The sequence below is a fragment of the Kitasatospora sp. NPDC056076 genome (genome assembly GCF_042266305.1).
Taxonomy (GTDB): Bacteria; Actinomycetota; Actinomycetes; order Streptomycetales; family Streptomycetaceae; genus Kitasatospora.
On sequence record NZ_JBHJWG010000002.1, the window covers coordinates 222,287 to 241,874 of the forward strand.

Here is a 19,588-nt window from a genome sequence, read left to right on the forward strand (position 1 = left end):
CCTCGCCGCGGCCGTGTCCCCCGGGAACCCGCACCGAACCTCCACGCCACCGGCCCGCCCGCTCAGCCCTTCCGCAGCCGCAGGCCCACCAGCCCCAGGCCGCAGCCGATCAGCCCCAGGCCCACGCCCAGCGGCAGCTGGAGGGTGGAGGGGTCCTGCCAGCGGGCGGGGAGGACCCCGGTGACCGCCGTGGCCGCCACCGGCTGGGCGGCCGTCGTGACGGTGTCCTGGTCGGCGGCGGGGTCCTGGGCATCCGGGGTGTCCGCGGCCGGGTCCGGCCGGTCGGCCTGGGCGCCCTGGTCCGGGGCCTGCTCGGGCGACTGCTCGACGGCCAGGTCGGGAGCCTGGTCGGGAGCCTGCTCGGGGGCCTGGTCCGGCGCCTGCTCGACGGCCTGGTCGGGCCGTTCCAGGGCGGCGGCCGGGTGGTGGCGGTGCGCCCTGAGCTCGGCGAGGTCCGGGCGCGACCGGTCGGGCACCCCGTACTGCGGCGGTGCGGCCTTCGGCGCGGACCAGGCCTGGTCCGCCCCGTCCGTCCCGTCCGCCGTATCCGTCCCGTCCGCCCGGTCGGGCTGCGCTGCCGGATCGGACCGGTCCGCCCGCTGCTCCCCGCCGGCCGGCACCGGAGCGTCCGCCCGCGCGTGCCCCGGCGCCGAGGCACCCGGCGCGGGGAGCGCCACCGCGGCGGTCGCGGCGGCCAGCGGGAGCGTCAGCCCCAGCACGGCCGCCGCGACCAGCCGCCGGGCACGACCGGTCGGACGGGCCCGGCGGAGCCGGCGGGCACGGCGGTCGGGGCGGTGGTGGAGCGCGGCGGGCAACGGCCCGAGGGCGGTGTGCGGGGGTGCGGCCACGGTCGGAGTCCTTCCGACGGCCGACCGCGCCCGGAGGCGGGTTCGGCGGCGGGACAGCTCCGCACCAGCCTCACACAGTCCGACAATCGCGGCATTTCGGACACGCGGCGGTACCCCCGCCCCGGACCGGGCCCAGCGCTCAGACCGTCAGCACGACCTTCCCGACCTGCTCCCCCGCCTCCAGCACCCGGTGCGCCTCGCCGACCTCCGTCAGCGGCAGCACCCGGTCCACCACCGGCTTCACCACCCCGGACTCCACCAGCGGCCACACGTGCTCCCGCACCGCCGCCACGATCGCCGCCTTCTCGGCCAGCGGCCGCCCGCGCAGGTTGGTGGCGATCACCGCCGCCCGCTTGCGCAGCAGCGCGTTGAGGTCGAGTTCGCCCTTCACCCCGCCCTGCAGCCCGATGATCACCAGCCGCCCGTTGACGGCCAGCGCCTCCACGTTCCGCTGCAGGTACTTGGCCCCCATGATGTCCAGGACCACGTCCGCCCCGACCCCGTCGGTGGCCTCCCGGAGCACCTCGACGAAGTCCTGCTCCCGGTAGTCGATCGCGATGTCCGCGCCCAGCTCGGTGCACCGGGCCAGCTTCGCCGCGCTGCCGGCCGTCACCGCGACCCGGGCGCCGACCGCCTTGGCCAGCTGGATCGCCATCGTCCCGATCCCGCTCGCGCCGCCGTGCAGCAGCACCGTCTCGCCCGGCCGCAGGTGCGCGGTGAGGAAGACGTTGGACCACACGGTGCAGGCCACCTCCGGCAGGGCGGCGGCCTGCTCCGGGCTCAGCCCCTTCGGCAGCGGCAGCAGCTGCCCGCTCGGCACCGCGACCCGCTGGGCGTAGCCGCCGCCGGCCAGCAGCGCGCACACCTCGTCGCCGACGGCCCAGCCGGCCACGCCCGGGCCGAGCGCGACGATCCGCCCGGCGCACTCCAGTCCGGGGTAGGGGGAGGCGCCGGGCGGCGGGTTGTAGAAGCCCTGCCGCTGGAGCAGGTCGGCGCGGTTGACGGCGGTGGCCGCCACCTCGACCAGGACCTCGCCCTCGCCGGGCACCGGGTCGGGGACCTCGGCCCACACCAGTGCCTCGGGGCCGCCGGGTACGGGAATCGTCATCGCATGCATGCCCCGAACCTACTGCGGCGCACGGCGCTCCGGGGCTCAGGCCCCGCCCTGCGCGGCCGACTTGATGACGATCACCCGGTCGGTGAGCTGCAGCACGGCGGCCTCCGGCTCGGTGTAGTTGAGCACCCGTCGGCCCCGGACCACCGCGACCACCAGTTCCTCGCACGCGCGCGGACTGTGGCCCGCCTCGGCCCGGGTGACCGGACGCTCGACCACGTCCAGCCCGTTCCCGTACGTCAGCAGGTCCTCCATCACCGCCCCGGCGTGCGGGCTGAGCATCGACAGCCCGAGCAGCCGCCCGGCCGAACTGGAGCTGGTGACCACGACGTCGGCGCCGCTCTGCCGCAGCAGGGGTGCGTTCTCGTCCTCCCGGACGGCCGCGACCACGGTGGCGCCCTTGTTCAGCTGTCGTGCCGTCAGGGTGATCAGCACCGCGGTGTCGTCCCGTTCCGGGGCGACCACGATCCGGGCCGCCGCGGGGACGGCGGCCCGCACCAGGGTGTCGGTCCGGGTCGCGTCGCCGACCACCCCGACCAGGCCGTGCTGCGAGGCGTGCTCGATCACCTTGCGCTGCGGGTCGACGACGACGATCTCCTCCGCCTTCACCCCCTGCCCGAGCAGGGTGTCGACGGCGCTGCGCCCCTTCGTCCCGAAGCCGATGACGACGGTGTGCTCGCGCACGGTGGACCTCCAGCGGTTCAACCGCCATTGCAGGCGGGTCCGTTCGGTGAGCACCTCCAGCGTGGTGCCGACCAGGATGATCAGGAACACCACGCGCAGCGGGGTGATCACGAAGATGTTGGTGAGCCGCGCGCCGTCGCTGTACGGGGTGATGTCGCCGTAGCCGGTCGTGGAGAGCGTCACGGTGGCGTAGTACGCCGCGTCCAGGAAGCTGAGTTCGCCGCCCGCGTTGTCGTGGTAGCCGGTCCGGTCGAGGTAGACGATCACCGAGGTGGCGACCAGCACGGCCAGCGCGACCAGCAGCCGTGAGCCGACCTGCCGGACGGCGGGCGCGGTGCGGCGCGCGGGCAGCACGATCCCGGCGTCCGCCCACGGCTCCGTCCCCGGCGCCGAGATGCGTCGCAACCTGCTCATGGTGCCTCCACCAGTTCGACGGTCTCCCCCGCGGCCGCCCCACCGGGCGGGACGACGGCCAGGGCCTCGGCCCGGGCGAGGCCGCGCAGCATCGCGGGCCCGTCGAAGGCGAGCGGCACCACGCCCTCGGCGGTGCGCCGCACCGGTTGCAGCCGGGTGTCCACCGGGTGCCCGGGCAGCAGGACGGCCGCCGGGGCGAGCGCGGGCGCGCCGGGTGCCCGGCCACCGCGGGCGTGCAGCAGCGGCAGGGCCAGGGTGACCATGCCGGCGACGGCGGCGAGCGGGTTGCCCGGCAGGCCCACCAGGTGGCGCCCGCCGGTGAGTTCGGCCAGCAGCATGGGGTGTCCGGGGCGGACGGCCACGCCGTCCACCAGCAGTCGGGCGCCGGCCTCGGCGAGCGCCCGGTGCAGGAAGTCCACCGGACCGGCGGCCGTCCCGCCGGTGGTGACCACGACGTCGGCGGTGGAGTGCCGCAGGGCGTCCCGCAGCAGCCCGAAGTCGTCCTGGATGCAGCGGACTTCGGTCACGTCGGCGCCGGCCGCCCGCAGCCAGGGCGGCAGCAGCGGGCCGAGCGCGTCCCGGACCAGTCCCGGTCCGGGGATTCCGGTGTCGAGCAACTCGTCTCCGAGCACCAGCAGTTGGACCGCCGGCCGACGGCGCACGGCGAGCCGGTCGTGGCCGCAGGCGGCGGCCAGGCCGAGCACGGCCGGCCCGACCACCGTCCCCGCGGGCAGCAACTCCTCGCCCCGGCGGCACTCCTGGCCGCGCGGGCGGACGTCCTGGCCGGTGGTCAGCTGCTGGGGGCCGGTGTCGCGCAGCAGCGCGCCGTCCGCCCGGCCGTGTTCGCGGCGCAGTACGGCGGTGGCGCCGGGCGGCAGTTGGGCACCGGTGGCGATCTCGACGGCGCCGCCGTCGGCCAGCGGCGCCACCTCGGTGCGGCCGGCCAGCACCCGGCCGGTGACCTTCCAGGGCCCCGGCCCGGCGACCGCCCAGCCGTCCATCGCGGAGGTGTCGAAGGCGGGCAGGTCGGTGAGCGCGCCGAGCGGTTCGGCGAGGACGTGCCCGAGCGCCTCGGCCAGCGGCAGCCCGATCACCGGCAGCGGCCGCAGCCCGGCCCGGCGCGCGGCCTCCCGGGCGCGCGACCAGCTCAGCACGCCGGGGCCGGTGGCGGGAACGGTCACGGTGGTCCGTCCGACCTCGCTCACGGCTCCCCCGGGCCGTCGGCCGGACTCCACCGCTCGGCGAGCGCCGCGGTCCGCCGGGAGGCCTCGGCCACGGCCTCCGCCCCGCCGCCCTGCTGCGCGGCCGCGTAGCCGATCAGGAAGGCGGTCAGCGGCGCCGCGGGCCGGGCCACCCCGTGCGCGACCACCCGGGCCAGGTCGAGCAGTCCCCGGACGTCCACGTCCAGGTCGATGCCCAGGTCGGCCTTGACCTCGGCGATCCAGTCTTCCAGCGTGCGCTCCATGCGCCCATGCTGCCCGATCGGCGGTTTCCCCGAGGTGTTCACCCCGTGTGCGGGGCGCGTCGTTCCCCTCACGACCGACGGTCCGGCCCGGTGAGGCCCGCTCAGCGCCCGGCCCCCGGTCAGGACTTCTCCCGCTCCCGGGCCCGTTCCAGGTCCTCCCAGGTGTCGCAGTCGTACGCGACGTTGTCGGTGTCGGCGACCCGCAGCCCGGGCAGCCCGCCGACCAGGCGGCGCAGCGGCTGCCCGGCCGGGTCGCCGAGCCCGGCGAGCGCGGCGCGCAGCGGGGCGGTGCGGTAGGCGGCGGCGAGCGGCTGGTCGCGGCCGCCCGCGTCGACCAGTACGGCGGCGTCGGCGTGCGGTCCGGCCCGGTCGAGGGCGGCGACCAGCCGGTCCACCGTACGGCGGTCCAGGAAGGGCAGGTCGGCGGCGAGCAGCAGCACGGTGTCCGCGGTGACCAGGTCGAGCCCGGCCGCGACGGCGGCGACCGGCCCGCCGCCGGGCGGCTGCTCCCTGGTCCAGCGGACGCCCGGGCGCGCGGTGGGCCGGGCGGGGCCGACCACCACGGTGGTCCGGGCACCGGTGCAGGCGGCGAGCACCCGGTCCAGCAGGGTGGACTCGCCGACGGTCAGGCCGGGTTTGTCGACGCCGCCCAGCCTCCGGGCCGCGCCGCCCGCCGGAACGATCACGTCGTACGGCGTCGTCATGCCGCCAGTATCCCGCCCTACCGGTCGGCCCCGTCCGGGCCGTCCCCGGCCGCCTCCTCTTCGTCCTCACCCTCGGCCCCGACCTCGGCCCCGACCTCGGCCCCGACCTCGGCCCCGACCGCCGGAGCGGCGGCGGACCGGGCGGTGTTGGCGGCCGCCCCCAGGTCCAGGAAGGACGGCAGGGTCAGCTCCCCGTACCGCTCGTTCATCGCCGTGACCAGTGCCTCCGGGTCGTCCGGGTGCTCGGCGAGCAGCCGGTCGAAGTCCCGCAGGTACTCCCCGGTGAAGGCGAGCACCCGGGCCGCGTCGTCGCCCTGGTCGGGGGCGCGGTGCCCGGCGATCACCCGGTCCACGCCGAGGTCGGCGATCCGGCCGAGGTTGTGGCCCCAGGTGGTGCGCTGGGCCGGGGTGGTGTCGGCGGTCCACACGTGGGTGCCGTTGCAGACGAAGTCCCCGGCGATCACGGTCCGGATGCTCGGCACGTGGACGACCGTGGACTCCCCGCAGTCGGCCTGGCCGAGCAGCAGCACCGGGATGACCTGGCGGTCGAGCATCAGCGGCTGCGGCAGCAGCGGGGCGGGCACCAGCGGGTGGTCCGGGATGTCGTCGCCGTAGACCGGCTTCCACTGGGCGACCTTGGCCGCGACGGTGCGCCGGATGCCCTCGACCACCGCCGGGGCGGCCAGCAGCTGGGCGTCCGGGAAGAGCCTCAGCACCTCCTCGGCCCCGAAGTAGTGGTCCGGGTGCTGGTGGGTGACCACGACGGCGAGCAGCCGGCGGCCCTTGCCCGCGACCCATTCGGCCAGTTCGCGCCCGGCGCTGCGGGTGAGCTGGGCGTCGACGAGGATCGCGGTCTGCTCGCCGAGGATCAGCGTGGAGGTGGCGAAGAAGGACGACTCGGGCCCGGTGAAGACGGAGACCTCCAGCGGTCGGGCGGTCCGCCCGGCGTCGTCGGGGAGTCCGGCCGCGACGGGCTCGGCGTCCACCCGTTCCGCGCCGGCGCTCTCCTCGGGCGGGGACGACGTCACGGGCTGCTCCCTCTGGTCGGCGGTCGGACTTCCTGCGCCCTACAGCATGGGAGTACCGGCCGCCGATTGCGCGGAAGGCGCGCCCGGTGGGACGCGCCTTCGGGCGCACGTCACACCGCGGCCCGGGCGGCGAGCTCCTTGCCCCGGGCGGCGGCCAGTTCCAGGGCCTTGGCCTTGGACTCGGCGGCGACCGGGACGAACTCGGCCAGCGCCGGGACGCTCGCCGCCATGGTGAACTCCGGGACGATGAAGTCGACCTCCAGCCCGAGCCCGCCGGCCAGCACCTTCTCCAGGTAGGTGATGACGAACTCGAACGGCTCGCGCGGGGCGCCGGGGCCGTACGAGCCGCCGCGGGAGGCGACCACGGTGACCGGGGTGCCCTTGGCGGAGGGCTGCTCGCCGGCGGTGCGGCCCATCAGGACCACCTGGTCCAGCCAGGCCTTGAGGGTCGACGGGATCGTGAAGTTGTACATCGGGGCGCCGATCAGCACGGCGTCGGCGGTCTCCAGCTCGACGATCAGCCGCTCGCGCAGCGCGAAGGCGGCGGCCTGCTCGGCGGTGCGCGCCTCGGCCGGGAGGTATCCGGCGGTGATGCCGGCGGCGTCCAGGTGCGGCATCGGGTCGGCGGCGAGGTCGTGGTGGACCACCGTGCCGCCGGGGTGCTCGGCCTCCCAGGCGGCCCGGAAGGCGGCCGTGACCTCGCGGGAGACGGAGCCGTCGGTGAGCGCCGAGGAGTCGATGTGCAGGAGCGTGGGCATGGCGGTCCTCCAGAGAATTAGTAGCTGCCTTTTCCCTCGCAGCTGCAACTAAGGTAGCAGCTTACTTTTCCGCAGTCACTAGTGCCCGGTCGAGTACGCTGGATCCATGGCCGAGCCCGAGGTAGTGACCGACGCAGTACCGACCGCGGTCGACGCGTGCGCCGCCCCTGCCGTCCGCGGCGGCTGCGCCAACGTCGACCTGGCCCTCAACCGGGTGTTCACCCTGCTCGGCAAGCGCTGGACCGGCATGCTGCTGGGCGTGCTCAACAACGGCGGACCGGCCTACTTCTCCGAGCTGCGCCGCGCCGTACCGGGCATCAGCGAGCGGATGCTCTCCGACCGGCTGACCGAACTGACCGAGGCCGGGCTGGTCGTCCGCGAGGTCGACCCCGGCCCGCCGCTGCGGGTCAGCTACCGGCTCACCGAGGGCGGCGTCGCCCTGAAACCGGCCCTCAACGAGCTGGCCGTCTGGGCCGACCGCTACCTGCCGGAGAGCGCCCTCCGGGGCGGCTGCTGACCGGCCGGCCTCGACAGCCGGTCGCCCCCGGGTACGACGAAGGGCCCGTCCGCCGTATCCCGGCGGACGGGCCCTTCGCACGATCGGGGGCGGCTCAGCCCTTCGCGGCACCGCCGCGCGCCCGGGACACCCGGTCGGCGACACCCCAGGAGGTCACCCGCCAGAGCGCCTCGACCACGATGCCGCGGCTCATCTTGGAGGCCCCGAGCTCGCGCTCGACGAAGGTGATCGGCACCTCGGCGACCTTGAAGCCGGCCCTCACCGTGCGCCAGGCCAGGTCGACCTGGAAGCAGTAGCCGGCCGAGGCCACCTCGTCCATGCCCAGGCCCAGCAGGGTCTCCTTGCGGAAGGCCCGGTAGCCGCCGGTGACATCCCGGATCGGCACGCCCAGCATCAGCCGCGAGTAGGTCGAGCCGCCGCGGGAGAGCAGCAGGCGCGACTTCGGCCAGTTCACCACCCGGCCGCCCGGCACCCAGCGCGAGCCGAGCACCAGGTCGGCGCCGCGCAGCGCGCCCAGCAGCCGGTCCAGCTCCTCGGGCTGGTGCGAGCCGTCCGCGTCCATCTCGACCAGGACGTCGTAGCCGTTGTCGATGCCCCAACGGAAGCCCGCGAGGTAGGCGGCGCCCAGGCCCTCCTTGCCCTTGCGGTGCAGGACGTGGACGTTGCCGTCCTCGGCGGCCAGCTTGTCCGCCAGCTCGCCGGTGCCGTCGGGGCTGTTGTCGTCGGCGACCAGCACGTGCGCCTCGGGCACCGCGGCACGGACCCGGCCGACGATCCGCTCGACGTTCTCCGCCTCGTTGTAGGTCGGGATGATCACCAGGACCCTGCCGAGATCAGCAAAACTCTGCTGGTTCACGGTCACGTACAAACCTCTCGGCCGATGGCGGGGAGTGTCAGAACACCGTCGCCCGCACTCTGGAACGCGGCCCCGCCGACAGCCCGCCGACGGGATGACCACGGTGGAGAATGCTGCGGGGGGCGGATACTACTGCGTCCTGGCATTCTACTACCGCGCCCGGGAACCGCTGGTCGGACCACGGCACTCCCCCCTGATGCCCACCGTTTCCCCGCGGGCGACCCAGGTCAGCTAGGGTCGATGCCCTTGCCCGGGCCCGGACCGCCCGCACCGCCGGGCCCGCACCGCCGGCCCGGACCCGGGACGTCCGGGGCAGCCCCGTCAGCGAAGGAGTAGGACCGCGCGCATGGACAGGCTCGTCAACACCGTCCGCCCGTACGCCTGGGGGTCGCTCACGGCCCTGCCCGAGTTGCTCGGCCAGGAGCCGACCGGCGAACCGCAGGCCGAGCTGTGGATGGGCGCCCACCCCGGCGACCCGTCCCGGGCCGACCGCGGCGAAGGCCCGCGCCGACTGGACGAGCTGATCGCGGCCGACCCCGAGGGCGAGCTCGGCGCGGCGAGCGTGGCCCGGTTCGGGCCGAGCCTGCCGTTCCTGTTCAAGGTGCTCGCCGCCGGCATCCCGCTGTCCATCCAGGCCCACCCCACACCGGACCAGGCCCGGGCCGGCTTCGCCGCCGAGAACGCCCTCGGCATCGCGCCGGACGCCCCGGAGCGGAGCTACCGCGACGACAACCACAAGCCCGAAATGGTGTGCGCGCTCGGCGACTTCGAGGGCCTGTGCGGCTTCCGCCGGCCCGCCGGGGCGGCGGAGCTGATGGCCGCCCTCGGGGTGCCCGGGCTGGACCCGCTGATCGCGCTGCTGGCGGTCGGCGAGGACGGCGGCGCCGAGGCCGAGGCCGAGGCGCTGCGCCGCACCCTGGCCACCCTGCTCACCCTGGACGACGAGACCGCCGCACGGACCGTCCGGGAAACCGTCGCCGCGCTGGCCGGCACCGACCCGGACGGCCCGCACGCCCCGTACGCCCGGATCGCGAAGGACTTCCCGGACGACCGCGGCGTGATCGCCGGGCTGCTGCTCAACCACGTCCGGCTGCGGGCCGGCGAGGCGCTCTACCTGGGCGCCGGGGTGCCGCACGCCTACCTGTCCGGCGTCTGCGTGGAGCTCCAGGCCAACTCGGACAACGTGCTGCGGGCCGGCCTCACCCCCAAGCACATCGACGTCCCGGAACTGTTGAAGGTCGTGCTCTTCGAGCCCGGCGCCCCCGAGGTGGTGCACCCCGTCCCGGTCGAGGGCACCCCCGGCGAGCGGCTCTACCCCGTCCCGATCGACGAGTTCCGGCTGTCCCGCTTCCAACTGGACGGCGTGCAGCGGGAGATCGACGGCCGCACCCCGCAGATCCTGCTCTGCACCGAGGGCGCCGTCCGGCTCACCGCCGCCGACGGCGCCGTACTGGACCTCGCCCGCGGCCAGTCCGCCTTCCTCCCCGCCACCGGCACCCCGACCCGCCTCTCCGGCACCCCCGGCACCCTCTTCCGGGCCACCGTCACCGTCTGATCCGCCCCCGGACCCGCCCCGCCCCCGGACCCGCTCCGGCCACGGCCGGGCGAAATTCGTTTGCTCCGCCCACCGGTCACGGCTGGACTGTCGGCGGCCCCCGCACCGTGGGCCGTACCCAGGGGAGGGCGCAGCAGCGATGGAGATCCGTTCCACGACCGAGAAGGACCTCGACGTCTTCGTCGACACCGTCCACGCCGCGTTCGGCCGCTTCCCGGAGGCCCGGGCCGAGGACGGCAGCGGGGTCTGGTGGTCGGCGATCGAACCGGAGCGCGGCCTGCTCGCGGTGACGGACGACGGGCGTCCGGTCGGCACCGCCGCCGCGTACTCCTTCGAGCTCACCCTGCCCGGCGGGGCGCTCACCCCGGTCTCCGGAGTGAGCTTCGTCGGCGTCCTGCCCACCCACCGCCGCCGGGGCGTACTGACCGCGATGATGCGGCGCCAGCTCGCCGACCTGCGGGCCCGCGGGGAGTTCCTGTCCGTGCTGCTGGCCTCCGAGCCCGCGATCTACGGCCGGTTCGGCTACGGCCCGGCGACGTACACCGGGCGGCTGACGGTGCCGCGCCACCGGGCCGCCTTCACCGCCCCGCGGGCCGGCGGGGGCACGGACACCGGCTCGGTCGAGCTGCTGCGGCGCGCCGACTGCCGGGACCTCCTGGAGGAGGTCTACGACCGCTACCGCCGCGCCCGGCCCGGCGCGCTGTCCCGCCCGCACCGCTGGTGGGCCCTGGGCGCCGGGCAGCCCCCGGTCGCCGCGGCGCCGCGCTACATCGCCGTCCACCGCGACGCCGCCGGCACCCCGGACGGCTACGCCAGCTACTCCCTGGACGGGGACACCCTGACGGTGGACGAGACCATCGCCGTCGACGACGCCGTCACCTCGGCCCTGGCCCGGTTCCTGCTCGGGCACGACCTGGTCGACCAGGTCGTCTTCAAGCACTCCCCGGCCGAGCACCCGCTGCGCTGGCAGCTCGCGGACTTCGGCGCCGCCCAGGTGGGCAACAGCAGCGAGTGGCTCTGGGTCCGGCTGCTGGACGTCCCCCGGGCGCTGACCGCGCGCGGCTGGTCCGCCGACGGCGAGCTCGTCCTCGACGTGGACGACCCGTTCCTCGGCGAGCGCGCCCGCCACCTGCTGACCGTCCGGGGCGGCGAGGCTGTGTGCGTCCCGACCGACCGGGAGCCCGACCTCTCGCTGGACGTGCGGGACCTGGGCGCGGTCTACCTCGGCGGCACCCCCGTGGGCACACTGGTGCGGGCCGGGCACGTCCGGGCCCACCGCCCGGAGGCGGTCGCCCTCGCCGACGCCCTGTTCCGCACCGAGCGCCCGCCGCACTGCCTGTCCTGGTTCTGACCGGCCACCGGGGCCGCCCCCGGTTCCGCACCGGGAGCCGGCCCGGGGCCGGGGGTCAGTCCCGGGTCATGTCGACGAAGCGCGAGTAGTGGCCCTGGAAGGCGACGGTGATGGTCGCGGTCGGACCGTTACGGTGCTTGGCGACGATCAGGTCGGCCTCGCCCGCGCGCGGGGACTCCTTCTCGTAGGCGTCCTCGCGGTGCAGCAGGATGACCATGTCGGCGTCCTGCTCGATCGAGCCGGACTCGCGCAGGTCGGAGACCATCGGCCGCTTGTCGGTGCGCTGCTCGGGACCACGGTTCAGCTGGGACAGCGCGATGACCGGCACTTCCAGCTCCTTGGCCAGCAGCTTGAGGTTACGGGACATGTCCGAGACCTCCTGCTGGCGGTTCTCGGCCCGGCGGGAGCCGCCGGACTGCATCAGCTGGAGGTAGTCGATGACGATCAGCTTGATGTCGTTGCGCTGCTTGAGCCGGCGGCACTTGGCGCGGATCTCCATCATCGACAGGTTCGGCGAGTCGTCGATGAACAGCGGCGCCTCGCTGACGTCCGGCATCCGGCGGGCGACCCGCGTCCAGTCGTCGTCCGTCATGTTGCCGGAGCGCATGTGGTGCAGCGCGACCCTGGCCTCGGCGGAGAGCAGGCGCATGGCGATCTCGTTGCGGCCCATTTCGAGCGAGAAGATCACGCTCGGCAGCTTGTGGTGGATCGAGCAGGCCCGGGCGAAGTCCAGCGCCAGGGTGGACTTGCCCATCGCGGGGCGGGCCGCGATGACGATCATCTGGCCGGGGTGCAGCCCGTTGGTGAGCGCGTCGAAGTCGGCGAAGCCGGTCGGCACGCCGGACATCTGGCCGTTGCGGGAGCCGATCGCCTCGATCTCGTCGAGGGCGCCCTCCATGATGTCGGCGAGCGGCGCGTAGTCCTCGTTGGTGCGCTGCTCGGTGACGGCGTAGATCTCCGCCTGGGCGGCGTTGACGATCTCGTCCACGTCGCCCTCGGCGGCGTAGCCCATGCCGGCGATCCGGGTGCCGGCCTCGACCAGGCGGCGCAGCACCCCGCGCTCGGCGACGATCTGGGCGTAGTACTCGGCGTTGGCCGCGGTCGGGACGGAGTTGACCAGGGTGTGCAGGTAGGCGGCGCCGCCGACGCGCTGGAGCTCGCCGCGCTTGGTGAGCTCGCCGGCCACGGTGATCGGGTCGGCCGGCTCGCCGCGGGCGTACAGGTCGAGGATCGCGCCGTGCACCATCTCGTGCGCGGGCCGGTAGTAGTCGGCCGGCTTGAGCACCTCGACCACGTCGGCGATGGCGTCCTTGGAGAGCAGCATGCCGCCCAGCACGGACTGCTCGGCCGCGAGGTCCTGCGGGGGGACGCGTTCGAAGCCGTCGACGCCGCCGTGGCCCTCGTCGTCCCGGCGGTCGTCCCGGCCGCCGCCCTTGCCGTTCTTGCCGCCCCTGCCGTTGAAGTCGCCGCCGCCCTTGCGGAAGCCCTCGCCCCGGTTGCCGCCCTGACCGCCGCCGCCACCCTGGCCGCCGCGGTTGCGGGAGACCGGCAGCCGGTCGCCGGGACCGTCCGGGAAGGGGGCGTCGTCGAAGGCGCCGGCCGGGAAGGGGTCCTCGGCGGTCTGCCAGTCCTCCTCCGGCGGCGGGGCGTCGTGGTCATCGTACTGGGGGCCGGTCACGCGTGTTCCCCGATCAGCGAGTGGTGCGAAGTTGGAGCGGGCCTTGCCGGTGGCTGGGTGGAGCGGAGCCGCTCCTCTTTGTACGCCACGGCCCCGACAAATCGGACGCCGGGGCCGGTGGGAGTGTCGGGTGGAGGGCCCACGCTAAGGCGCCGGGCGCCCTCGCGCCAAGGCGGTTATCCACAGGGGGTGTGGACGAGCGGCCCCGGGCTGTGGAGAACTGCCGCAAAGCTGTGGACACCCCTGTGGAAGCTCCTGTGGATAACCGGACGATCGATCCATCGTCAACCTGTTGACCTGCGATTACCTCTTCCGGGGCCTGTGCATGAGAAATTCTTCACACACCGCCGAACAGCTGTGGGCGCGGACCGGACGGAGCACACCGCTCGCAGTTTCGAGTAACGACCGAACCGGCCATTGGCCTCTTACCTGTGGATGAGTACCCTGGAGCGCATGAGCACCGCCCCCGCCGAGCCCTCCAGACGCAGCCCCACCGGCCGCGGCCACGACCGACGCGGCCACGACCGCGAGATCCTCGCCCTGGCGGTGCCCGCCTTCGGCGCCCTGGTCGCCGAACCGCTGTTCCTGATGGCCGACTCCGCGATCGTCGGCCACCTCGGCACCCCCCAGCTCGCCGGGGTCGGCGTCGCCTCCGCCGCCCTCACCACCGCCACCGGGGTGTTCGTCTTCCTCGCCTACGCCACCACCGCCGCGGTGGCCCGCCGGATCGGCGCCGGGGACCGCCGGGGCGCCGTCCAGCAGGGCGTCGACGGCCTCTGGCTCGCCGTCGGCCTGGCCGTCCCGGTGGTCCTGCTCACCCTGCTGCTGGCCCCCTGGGCGGCCGACCTGCTGGGCGCCTCGCCGACCGCGGCGCCGTACACCGTGACGTACCTGCGGATCAGCTCCCTGGGGATCCCGGCGATGCTGCTGGTGCTGGCCGCCACCGGCGTGCTGCGCGGCCTCCAGGACACCCGTACGCCGCTGCTGGTGGCCGTCGGCGGCTTCACCGCCAACATCGGGCTGAACGCCGGCCTGGTGTACGGCGCCGGGCTCGGGGTGGCCGGCTCGGCCTGGGGCACCGTGCTGGCCCAGACCGGGATGGCCGCGGTCTACCTGGTCGTGGTGGTCCGCGGCGCCCGCCGGGAGCGGGCCTCGCTGCGGCCGGACGCGGCGGGCATCCGGGCCGGGGCCAGGGCGGGCGGGCCGCTGCTGGTCCGCACGGTCAGCCTGCGCGCGGTGCTGATGATCGCCACCGCGGTGGCCGCCCGGCTCGGCGACGACCAGGTCGCCGCACACCAGATCGCCATGACGCTGTTCAGCTTCCTGGCCTTCGCGCTGGACGCCATCGCGATCGCCGGCCAGGCCGTCATCGGCCGCTACCTGGGCGCCTCGGACGTCCCGGGCGCCCGCGCGGCCACCCGGCGGATGGTCGAGTGGGGCCTGGGCTCCGGGGTGGTGCTGGGCCTGCTGGTGGTGCTGGCCCGCCCGCTGTACGTCCCGCTGTTCACCCCCGACCCGGTGGTCCAGGGGCAGCTGCACACGGCCCTGCTGCTGCTCGCGCTGAGCCAGCCGGTGGCGGGCCTGGTCTTCGTGCTGGACGGCGTGCTGATGGGCGCCGGGGACGGCCCCTACCTGGCCAGGGCGGCGCTCGCCACCCTGGCGGTGTTCGCCCCGGCCGCGTTCCTGGTGCCGGCCACCGACACCGGGCTGGCCGGACTGTGGTGGGCGATGAACCTGTTCATGCTGGTCCGCGCGGTCTTCCTGGTGGCCCGCGCCCGCGGCGGCCGCTGGCTGGTCACCGGGGCCGTGCGCGACTGAGCGGGCCCGGGAACGCCCGAGGGCCGGACTCCCCGGGGGGAGTCCGGCCCTCGGCCGGTGCTACGGAACTCAGGCAGCCACGACGGCGACGTCGAGGTTGGCCACGACGTCCGAGTGCAGCTTGACCGAGACCTTGTGGGTGCCCACGGTCTTGATCGGCGAGGCGATCGCGACGGCGCGCTTGTCCACGGCCGGGCCGCCGGCGGCCTTGATGGCCTCGACGACGTCGGCCTGGGTCACCGAGCCGAACAGACGGCCGGCGTCACCCGAGCGAACGGCCAGCTTGACCTGGACGCCCTCGAGCTTGCCCTTGACCTCGTTGGCCGCGTCCAGGGTCTGGATCGCGTGGATCTTGCGGGCGCGACGGATCGCGTCGACGTCCTTCTGGCCGCCCTTGGTCCAGCGGATGGCGAAGCCACGCGGGACCAGGAAGTTGCGGGCGTAGCCGTCCTTGACCTCGACGACCTCGCCGGCGGAGCCGAGACCCGGAACCTCGTGCGTGAGGATGATCTTCATTACTCGGTCACCCTCTCTTAGCGCGCGGTGCTGGTGTAGGGCAGCAGCGCCATCTCACGGCTGTTCTTCACGGCCGTGGCGACGTCACGCTGGTGCTGGGTGCAGTTGCCGGTGACACGGCGGGCACGGATCTTTCCGCGGTCGGAGATGTACTTCCGCAGCAGGTTCGTGTCCTTGTAGTCAACGTAGTTGACCTTGTCCTTGCAGAAGACGCAAACCTTCTTCTTCGGCTTGCGAGCAGGCGGCTTCGCCATGGTGTGCTCCATTTGGGGTTCACGGCCCGACCGGCGTCCGGGGACGCCTGCGGCCGGGCCGCACGAAATCTGTCAGCTCTTAGAACGGGGGCTCTTCCGAGAAGCCGCCACCGGACGGGGCGCCTCCCCAGCCGCCGCCGCCCTGGTTTCCACCGGACGGGGCGCTGGACGCCCACGGGTCGTCGGAGGGGCCGGACTGGCCGCCGCCGGAGTTTCCACCCCAGCTGCCGCCGCCCTGCTGGCCGCCACCGTTGCCACCGCCCCAGTTACCGCCCTGGCCGCCGCCCTGCTGGCCGCCGAAGCCGCCGCCGGGAGCGCCGGACCGGTTGGCCCGGGTGACCTTCGCGGTCGCCGAGCGCAGGCTCGGACCGACCTCGTCGACCTCGACCTCGAAGACCGTCCGCTTCTCGCCTTCCTTGGTCTCGTAAGACCGCTGGCGCAGTCGGCCCTGCACGATGACGCGCATGCCGCGCTGCAGCGACTCGGCCACGTTCTCCGCCGGCTGCCGCCAGACGTTGCACGTGAGGAAGAGGCTCTCGCCGTCCTTCCACTCGTTCGTCTGACGGTCGAAGGTGCGGGGGGTGGACGCGATGCGGAACTTCGCGACCGCCGCACCCGACGGGGTGAAGCGCAGCTCGGGGTCGTCGACGAGATTGCCGACGAGGGTGATGACGGTCTCGCCTGCCATGGTGGTGATGACCTCTCGGGAAGATGTCCGTTCACCGCTGTTTCACGTGAAACAGCGGACGCGAGCTACCCGAGACCCGAAGGCCTCAGAAGTGGCTCAGTGGGTGTCCGGGCGCAGGACCTTGGTCCGCAGAACCGACTCGCTCAGGCCCATCTGGCGGTCGAGCTCCTTGACGACCTCAGGCGTGGCCTTGAGGTCGATGACCGAGTAGATGCCCTCGGACTGCTTGTTGATCTCGTAAGCCAGACGGCGACGACCCCAGGTGTCGACCTTCTCGACCTTGCCGCCGGCGTTGCGGACGACGGCCAGGAAGGACTCGATCAGGGGGGAGACAGCGCGCTCCTCGACCGACGGGTCGAGGATGACCATCAGCTCGTAGTGACGCATGAGTAACCCACCTCCTTTGGACTCAGCGGCCACGGTCTCTCCGTGGCAGGAGGGTTGTGCGTAGCGTCGGCACCGGTGCGGTGACGACTCCGGCCCACGGTAGCGGCCGGGTCGGACAGTCGGGCCCCGTACACCCACCAGGGGTGTCACCCGGAAGAGGGCGCAAGGGGGCACAACTACACCAGTGCAGACGGCACAGCCTACCTGCACCCGGACGGCCGAACAAAACGCATAGGGGTTGTGAGACGGACCCAACCGCCGCAATCTGGACGGAACGGGATTCCTGCCCGTTCGTCTCCACGCCAGGAGGTGGGACTCATGGCCCAGTCCGTCCACCGCATGCCCGCCCTCACGCTGAACACCGACGGCCACCCGCACCCCCGCGAGAACACCCTGGTGGCCCTGACGGCCGTGCTGGGTGTGATCGCCTTCACCACCTCGTTCTTCTACAACCTGCACCTGCTGACCTCGTGGACCGGCCTGGCCGGGATCGTCACCGGCCTGTGGGGCATGTTCGTCTCGGTCACCACCGCCGAACGCTTCGTCCTGATGATCGCGCTCGGCGCCTCCGCCATCGGCTTCTACCTCGGCATCGCCCGCGGCGGCCTCTGGGGCTGAACACCCGGCTCCAGGAACCCTCGGCGCCCCCGTCGCGTATCTGCATCAGACAGGTACCCGCCGGGGGCGCCGTCGTGCCCGCAGCGCCGGGCCGCCGGGCCCCGGACGATAGGGTCGAGCCCGAGAACCTGGGCCCACCGCAGCCCGACCGACGAGGAGCACCGAGCAATGAGCCTGCGCCTGAGGACGATCACCCGCGAGGAGCACCTCGCCTTCATCAGGAGCCGCGCCTCGGCGAGTCACATGCAGGTGCCGTCCTGGGGCGACGTGAAGGCCGAGTGGCGCTCGGAGTCGATCGGCTGGTTCGACGAGGCCGACCAGCTGGTCGGCGCGGGCCTGGTGCTCTACCGCCAGCTGCCGAAGGTCAAGCGCTACCTCGCCTACCTGCCCGAGGGCCCGGTCATCGACTGGTTCGACCGGGACCTCGACCGCTGGCTCTCCCCGATGCTCGCCCACCTGAAGTCGCAGGGCGCGTTCTCGGTGAAGATGGGCCCGCCGATCGTCATCCGCCGCTGGAACGCCCCCACCATCAAGGAGGCCATCGCCGCCAAGCAGGCCAAGCGCCTGCGCGACGTCGAGGCCGACTGGTACGAGGCCCGCGCCTTCGAGGTGGCCGACCGGCTGCGCAAGGCCGGCTGGCTGCAGGGCGACGACGGTGGGGCCGGCTTCGGCGACGTCCAGCCGCGCTACGTCTTCCAGGTGCCGCTGGCCAACCGCTCGCTGGACGACATCCACAAGAACTTCAACCAGCTCTGGCGCCGCAACATCAAGAAGGCCGAGAAGAGCGGCGTCGAGGTGTACCAGGGCGGCTACGACGAGCTGCCGATCTTCCACCAGCTCTACCTGGTCACCGCCGAGCGCGACAAGTTCACCCCGCGCCCGCTGTCCTACTTCCAGCGGATGTGGCAGGCCCTCACCGCCGAGGACCAGAACCGGATGCGGCTCTACATCGCCTACCACGAGGGCGAGCCGCTGGCCGCGACCACGATGCTGGTGGTCGGCGAGCACGTCTGGTACTCCTACGGCGCCTCGGCCAACCACAAGCGCGAGGTCAAGCCGTCCAACGCGATCCAGTGGCGGATGATGCGCGACGCCTACGCCCTCGGCGGCGGCGTGTACGACCTGCGCGGCATCAGCGACACCCTGGACGAGAACGACCACCTGTTCGGTCTGATCCAGTTCAAGGTCGGCACCGGCGGCCAGGCGGCCGAGTACCTCGGCGAGTGGGACTTCCCGCTGAACAAGCTGCTGCACAAGGCCCTCGACCTCTACATGTCCCGCCGCTGAGGAGGCTGCCCCGATGACGCTGTCGCTCTACCTCGAGACCGAACGCTGGCGCGCCCACCAGCGCTCCGTCCTCGCCGAGTTCCCCGGCCTGGTGCCCGTCGCCAAGGGGAACGGCTACGGCCTGGGCAACCACCGGCTGGCCGAGGAGGCGACCCTGCTCGGCACCGGTGTGCTGGCCGTCGGCACCGCGTACGAGGCGGCCGACGCCGCCGAGTGGTACGGCGGCGAGCTGCTGGTGCTCACGCCCTACCGGGTCGGCGAGGAGGTGCTCCCGCTGCCGCACTCCCGGGTGATCCGCACGGTGGCCAGCGTGGACGCGCTGCGCTCGCTGCACGGCGCCCGGGTGGTGCTGGAGTGCATGACCACCATGCGCCGGCACGGCGTGAGCGCCGCCGACCTGCGCACCGTCGCCGCCGAGCTGGACGGCGTCTCCTTCGAGGGCCTCGCCCTGCACCTGCCGATGGACCGGCCGGACGGCTCCAGCCCGGTCGAGGAGGTCGTGTACTGGGTGGACACCGCGCTGGCGGCCGGCATCCCGGTGCACACCGTCTTCGTCAGCCACCTGGGCGCGGCCGGCATGGAACAGCTGGCCCAGCGCTACCCGGGCACCGTGTTCCGGGCCCGGATCGGCACCCGGCTCTGGCTGGGCGACCACGGCGCGCTGGAGGTCCGGGCCACGGTCCTGGACGTCACCCCCTTGAAGAAGGGCGAGCGCTACGGCTACCGCCAGCACCCGGCGCCCACCGACGGCCACATCCTGGTGGTCGCCGGCGGCACCGCGCACGGCATCGGCCTGGAGGCGCCCAAGTACGTGGCCAGCATGGGCGCCCGCGCCAAGGGCATCGCCCGGGCCGGCCTGGCGACGGTCAACAAGACCAAGTCGCCGTTCCACTGGGCGGGCAAGCAGCTCTGGTTCGCCGAGCCGCCGCACATGCAGGTCTCGCTGCTGTTCCTGGACGGCGAGACCGCGCCCCCCGCGATCGGCGAGGAGCTGGGCCTCCAGGTCCGGCACACCACCACCCACTTCGACCGGGTGGTGGACCGCTAG

At 73.9% G+C, this 19,588-nt stretch carries 19 protein-coding genes and 2 pseudogenes; 7 read left to right on the top strand and 14 right to left on the bottom strand.

Features of this window, described 5'->3' with window-relative positions:
- Positions 1–62: 62 nt before the first annotated feature.
- The 8 genes and pseudogenes from ACFC1T_RS03170 to ACFC1T_RS03205 form a co-directional block, all read right to left on the bottom strand.
- On the bottom strand, positions 63–848 hold the full coding sequence (locus tag ACFC1T_RS03170) for a hypothetical protein (protein ID WP_375882847.1): 786 nt from the start codon (positions 846–848) through the stop codon (positions 63–65).
- A 139-nt stretch (positions 849–987) separates the two neighbouring features.
- Positions 988–1,965: an NAD(P)H-quinone oxidoreductase gene (locus tag ACFC1T_RS03175; protein ID WP_375882850.1), complete on the bottom strand. Its 978-nt coding sequence runs from the start codon at positions 1,963–1,965 to the stop codon at positions 988–990.
- Positions 1,966–2,001: 36 nt separating this feature from the next.
- The gene (locus tag ACFC1T_RS03180) at positions 2,002–3,060 is read right to left on the bottom strand and encodes a potassium channel family protein (RefSeq protein ID WP_375882852.1); all 1,059 of its coding nucleotides are present in this window, start codon (positions 3,058–3,060) and stop codon (positions 2,002–2,004) included.
- On the bottom strand, positions 3,057–4,265 hold the full coding sequence (locus ACFC1T_RS03185) for a molybdopterin molybdotransferase MoeA (RefSeq protein ID WP_375882854.1): 1,209 nt from the start codon (positions 4,263–4,265) through the stop codon (positions 3,057–3,059). Before ACFC1T_RS03185 ends, ACFC1T_RS03180 begins: the two co-directional genes overlap by 4 nt.
- Positions 4,262–4,543 (bottom strand): annotated as a pseudogene (locus ACFC1T_RS03190) (DUF6457 domain-containing protein); the annotation flags it as partial. The gene ACFC1T_RS03185 and the pseudogene ACFC1T_RS03190, both read right to left, overlap by 4 nt.
- A 113-nt stretch (positions 4,544–4,656) precedes the next feature.
- Positions 4,657–5,229 (bottom strand): annotated as a pseudogene (locus tag ACFC1T_RS03195) (molybdenum cofactor guanylyltransferase); the annotation flags it as partial.
- A 17-nt stretch (positions 5,230–5,246) separates the two neighbouring features.
- Entirely contained in the window at positions 5,247–6,257 is a 1,011-nt protein-coding gene (locus ACFC1T_RS03200) for an MBL fold metallo-hydrolase (protein ID WP_375882857.1), read from the bottom strand.
- Positions 6,258–6,367: 110 nt separating this feature from the next.
- Entirely contained in the window at positions 6,368–7,015 is a 648-nt protein-coding gene (locus ACFC1T_RS03205; protein WP_375882860.1) for an FMN-dependent NADH-azoreductase, read from the bottom strand.
- 106 nt (positions 7,016–7,121) lie between these two features.
- On the opposite strand from ACFC1T_RS03205, the gene ACFC1T_RS03210 reads away from it, so the two are divergent.
- Positions 7,122–7,532, top strand: a complete 411-nt coding sequence (locus ACFC1T_RS03210) for a winged helix-turn-helix transcriptional regulator (protein WP_375882862.1) — start codon at positions 7,122–7,124, stop codon at positions 7,530–7,532.
- 94 nt (positions 7,533–7,626) lie between these two features.
- Here ACFC1T_RS03210 and ACFC1T_RS03215 read toward each other — a convergent pair whose 3' ends face one another.
- Positions 7,627–8,394, bottom strand: a complete 768-nt coding sequence (locus ACFC1T_RS03215; RefSeq protein WP_375882865.1) for a polyprenol monophosphomannose synthase — start codon at positions 8,392–8,394, stop codon at positions 7,627–7,629.
- Positions 8,395–8,734: 340 nt separating this feature from the next.
- Between ACFC1T_RS03215 and manA the strand changes: the two genes are divergently transcribed.
- Together manA and ACFC1T_RS03225 are read left to right on the top strand one after the other, a co-directional pair.
- Complete coding sequence (gene manA / locus ACFC1T_RS03220) at positions 8,735–9,943, top strand: mannose-6-phosphate isomerase, class I (protein WP_375882868.1); 1,209 nt, start codon at positions 8,735–8,737, stop codon at positions 9,941–9,943.
- A 139-nt stretch (positions 9,944–10,082) separates the two neighbouring features.
- Positions 10,083–11,294 (top strand): GNAT family N-acetyltransferase, encoded by a 1,212-nt coding sequence (locus ACFC1T_RS03225; RefSeq protein ID WP_375882870.1) that lies wholly within the window; start codon positions 10,083–10,085, stop codon positions 11,292–11,294.
- A gap of 55 nt (positions 11,295–11,349) precedes the next feature.
- On the opposite strand, the gene dnaB is transcribed toward ACFC1T_RS03225, so the two are convergent.
- The gene (gene dnaB / locus ACFC1T_RS03230; RefSeq protein WP_375882933.1) at positions 11,350–12,846 is read right to left on the bottom strand and encodes a replicative DNA helicase; all 1,497 of its coding nucleotides are present in this window, start codon (positions 12,844–12,846) and stop codon (positions 11,350–11,352) included.
- A gap of 579 nt (positions 12,847–13,425) precedes the next feature.
- Between dnaB and ACFC1T_RS03235 the strand changes: the two genes are divergently transcribed.
- The gene (locus ACFC1T_RS03235) at positions 13,426–14,790 is read left to right on the top strand and encodes an MATE family efflux transporter (RefSeq protein ID WP_375882873.1); all 1,365 of its coding nucleotides are present in this window, start codon (positions 13,426–13,428) and stop codon (positions 14,788–14,790) included.
- Between the two features lie 69 nt (positions 14,791–14,859).
- Here ACFC1T_RS03235 and rplI read toward each other — a convergent pair whose 3' ends face one another.
- The 4 genes from rplI to rpsF form a co-directional block, all read right to left on the bottom strand.
- On the bottom strand, positions 14,860–15,306 hold the full coding sequence (rplI, locus tag ACFC1T_RS03240) for a 50S ribosomal protein L9 (RefSeq protein ID WP_360227569.1): 447 nt from the start codon (positions 15,304–15,306) through the stop codon (positions 14,860–14,862).
- 17 nt (positions 15,307–15,323) lie between these two features.
- Positions 15,324–15,560: a 30S ribosomal protein S18 gene (gene rpsR / locus ACFC1T_RS03245; protein ID WP_030059640.1), complete on the bottom strand. Its 237-nt coding sequence runs from the start codon at positions 15,558–15,560 to the stop codon at positions 15,324–15,326.
- Between the two features lie 79 nt (positions 15,561–15,639).
- Positions 15,640–16,248: a single-stranded DNA-binding protein gene (locus ACFC1T_RS03250; protein WP_375882874.1), complete on the bottom strand. Its 609-nt coding sequence runs from the start codon at positions 16,246–16,248 to the stop codon at positions 15,640–15,642.
- A 96-nt stretch (positions 16,249–16,344) separates the two neighbouring features.
- Positions 16,345–16,635 (bottom strand): 30S ribosomal protein S6, encoded by a 291-nt coding sequence (gene rpsF / locus ACFC1T_RS03255; RefSeq protein WP_375882877.1) that lies wholly within the window; start codon positions 16,633–16,635, stop codon positions 16,345–16,347.
- 318 nt (positions 16,636–16,953) lie between these two features.
- Here rpsF and ACFC1T_RS03260 point away from each other — a divergent pair, with 318 nt between their 5' ends.
- From ACFC1T_RS03260 to ACFC1T_RS03270, 3 genes are all read left to right on the top strand, one after another.
- Positions 16,954–17,253 (top strand): hypothetical protein, encoded by a 300-nt coding sequence (locus ACFC1T_RS03260; protein WP_375882880.1) that lies wholly within the window; start codon positions 16,954–16,956, stop codon positions 17,251–17,253.
- A gap of 168 nt (positions 17,254–17,421) precedes the next feature.
- Positions 17,422–18,540, top strand: coding sequence for a lipid II:glycine glycyltransferase FemX (locus tag ACFC1T_RS03265; RefSeq protein ID WP_375882883.1), 1,119 nt, complete (start codon positions 17,422–17,424; stop codon positions 18,538–18,540).
- A gap of 13 nt (positions 18,541–18,553) precedes the next feature.
- Complete coding sequence (locus tag ACFC1T_RS03270) at positions 18,554–19,588, top strand: alanine racemase (RefSeq protein WP_375882884.1); 1,035 nt, start codon at positions 18,554–18,556, stop codon at positions 19,586–19,588.

Coding starts and splice junctions, on each gene's coding strand:
- ACFC1T_RS03205 (WP_375882860.1), bottom strand. CDS start 7,015: ATGCCCACGCTCCTGCACATCGACTCCTCGGCGCTCACCGACGGCTCC.
- rplI (WP_360227569.1), bottom strand. CDS start 15,306: ATGAAGATCATCCTCACGCACGAGGTTCCGGGTCTCGGCTCCGCCGGC.
- ACFC1T_RS03225 (WP_375882870.1), top strand. CDS start 10,083: ATGGAGATCCGTTCCACGACCGAGAAGGACCTCGACGTCTTCGTCGAC.
- ACFC1T_RS03210 (WP_375882862.1), top strand. CDS start 7,122: ATGGCCGAGCCCGAGGTAGTGACCGACGCAGTACCGACCGCGGTCGAC.
- ACFC1T_RS03270 (WP_375882884.1), top strand. CDS start 18,554: ATGACGCTGTCGCTCTACCTCGAGACCGAACGCTGGCGCGCCCACCAG.
- ACFC1T_RS03260 (WP_375882880.1), top strand. CDS start 16,954: ATGGCCCAGTCCGTCCACCGCATGCCCGCCCTCACGCTGAACACCGAC.
- ACFC1T_RS03180 (WP_375882852.1), bottom strand. CDS start 3,060: ATGAGCAGGTTGCGACGCATCTCGGCGCCGGGGACGGAGCCGTGGGCG.
- manA (WP_375882868.1), top strand. CDS start 8,735: ATGGACAGGCTCGTCAACACCGTCCGCCCGTACGCCTGGGGGTCGCTC.
- rpsF (WP_375882877.1), bottom strand. CDS start 16,635: ATGCGTCACTACGAGCTGATGGTCATCCTCGACCCGTCGGTCGAGGAG.
- rpsR (WP_030059640.1), bottom strand. CDS start 15,560: ATGGCGAAGCCGCCTGCTCGCAAGCCGAAGAAGAAGGTTTGCGTCTTC.
- ACFC1T_RS03235 (WP_375882873.1), top strand. CDS start 13,426: ATGAGCACCGCCCCCGCCGAGCCCTCCAGACGCAGCCCCACCGGCCGC.
- ACFC1T_RS03175 (WP_375882850.1), bottom strand. CDS start 1,965: ATGCATGCGATGACGATTCCCGTACCCGGCGGCCCCGAGGCACTGGTG.
- ACFC1T_RS03265 (WP_375882883.1), top strand. CDS start 17,422: ATGAGCCTGCGCCTGAGGACGATCACCCGCGAGGAGCACCTCGCCTTC.
- ACFC1T_RS03250 (WP_375882874.1), bottom strand. CDS start 16,248: ATGGCAGGCGAGACCGTCATCACCCTCGTCGGCAATCTCGTCGACGAC.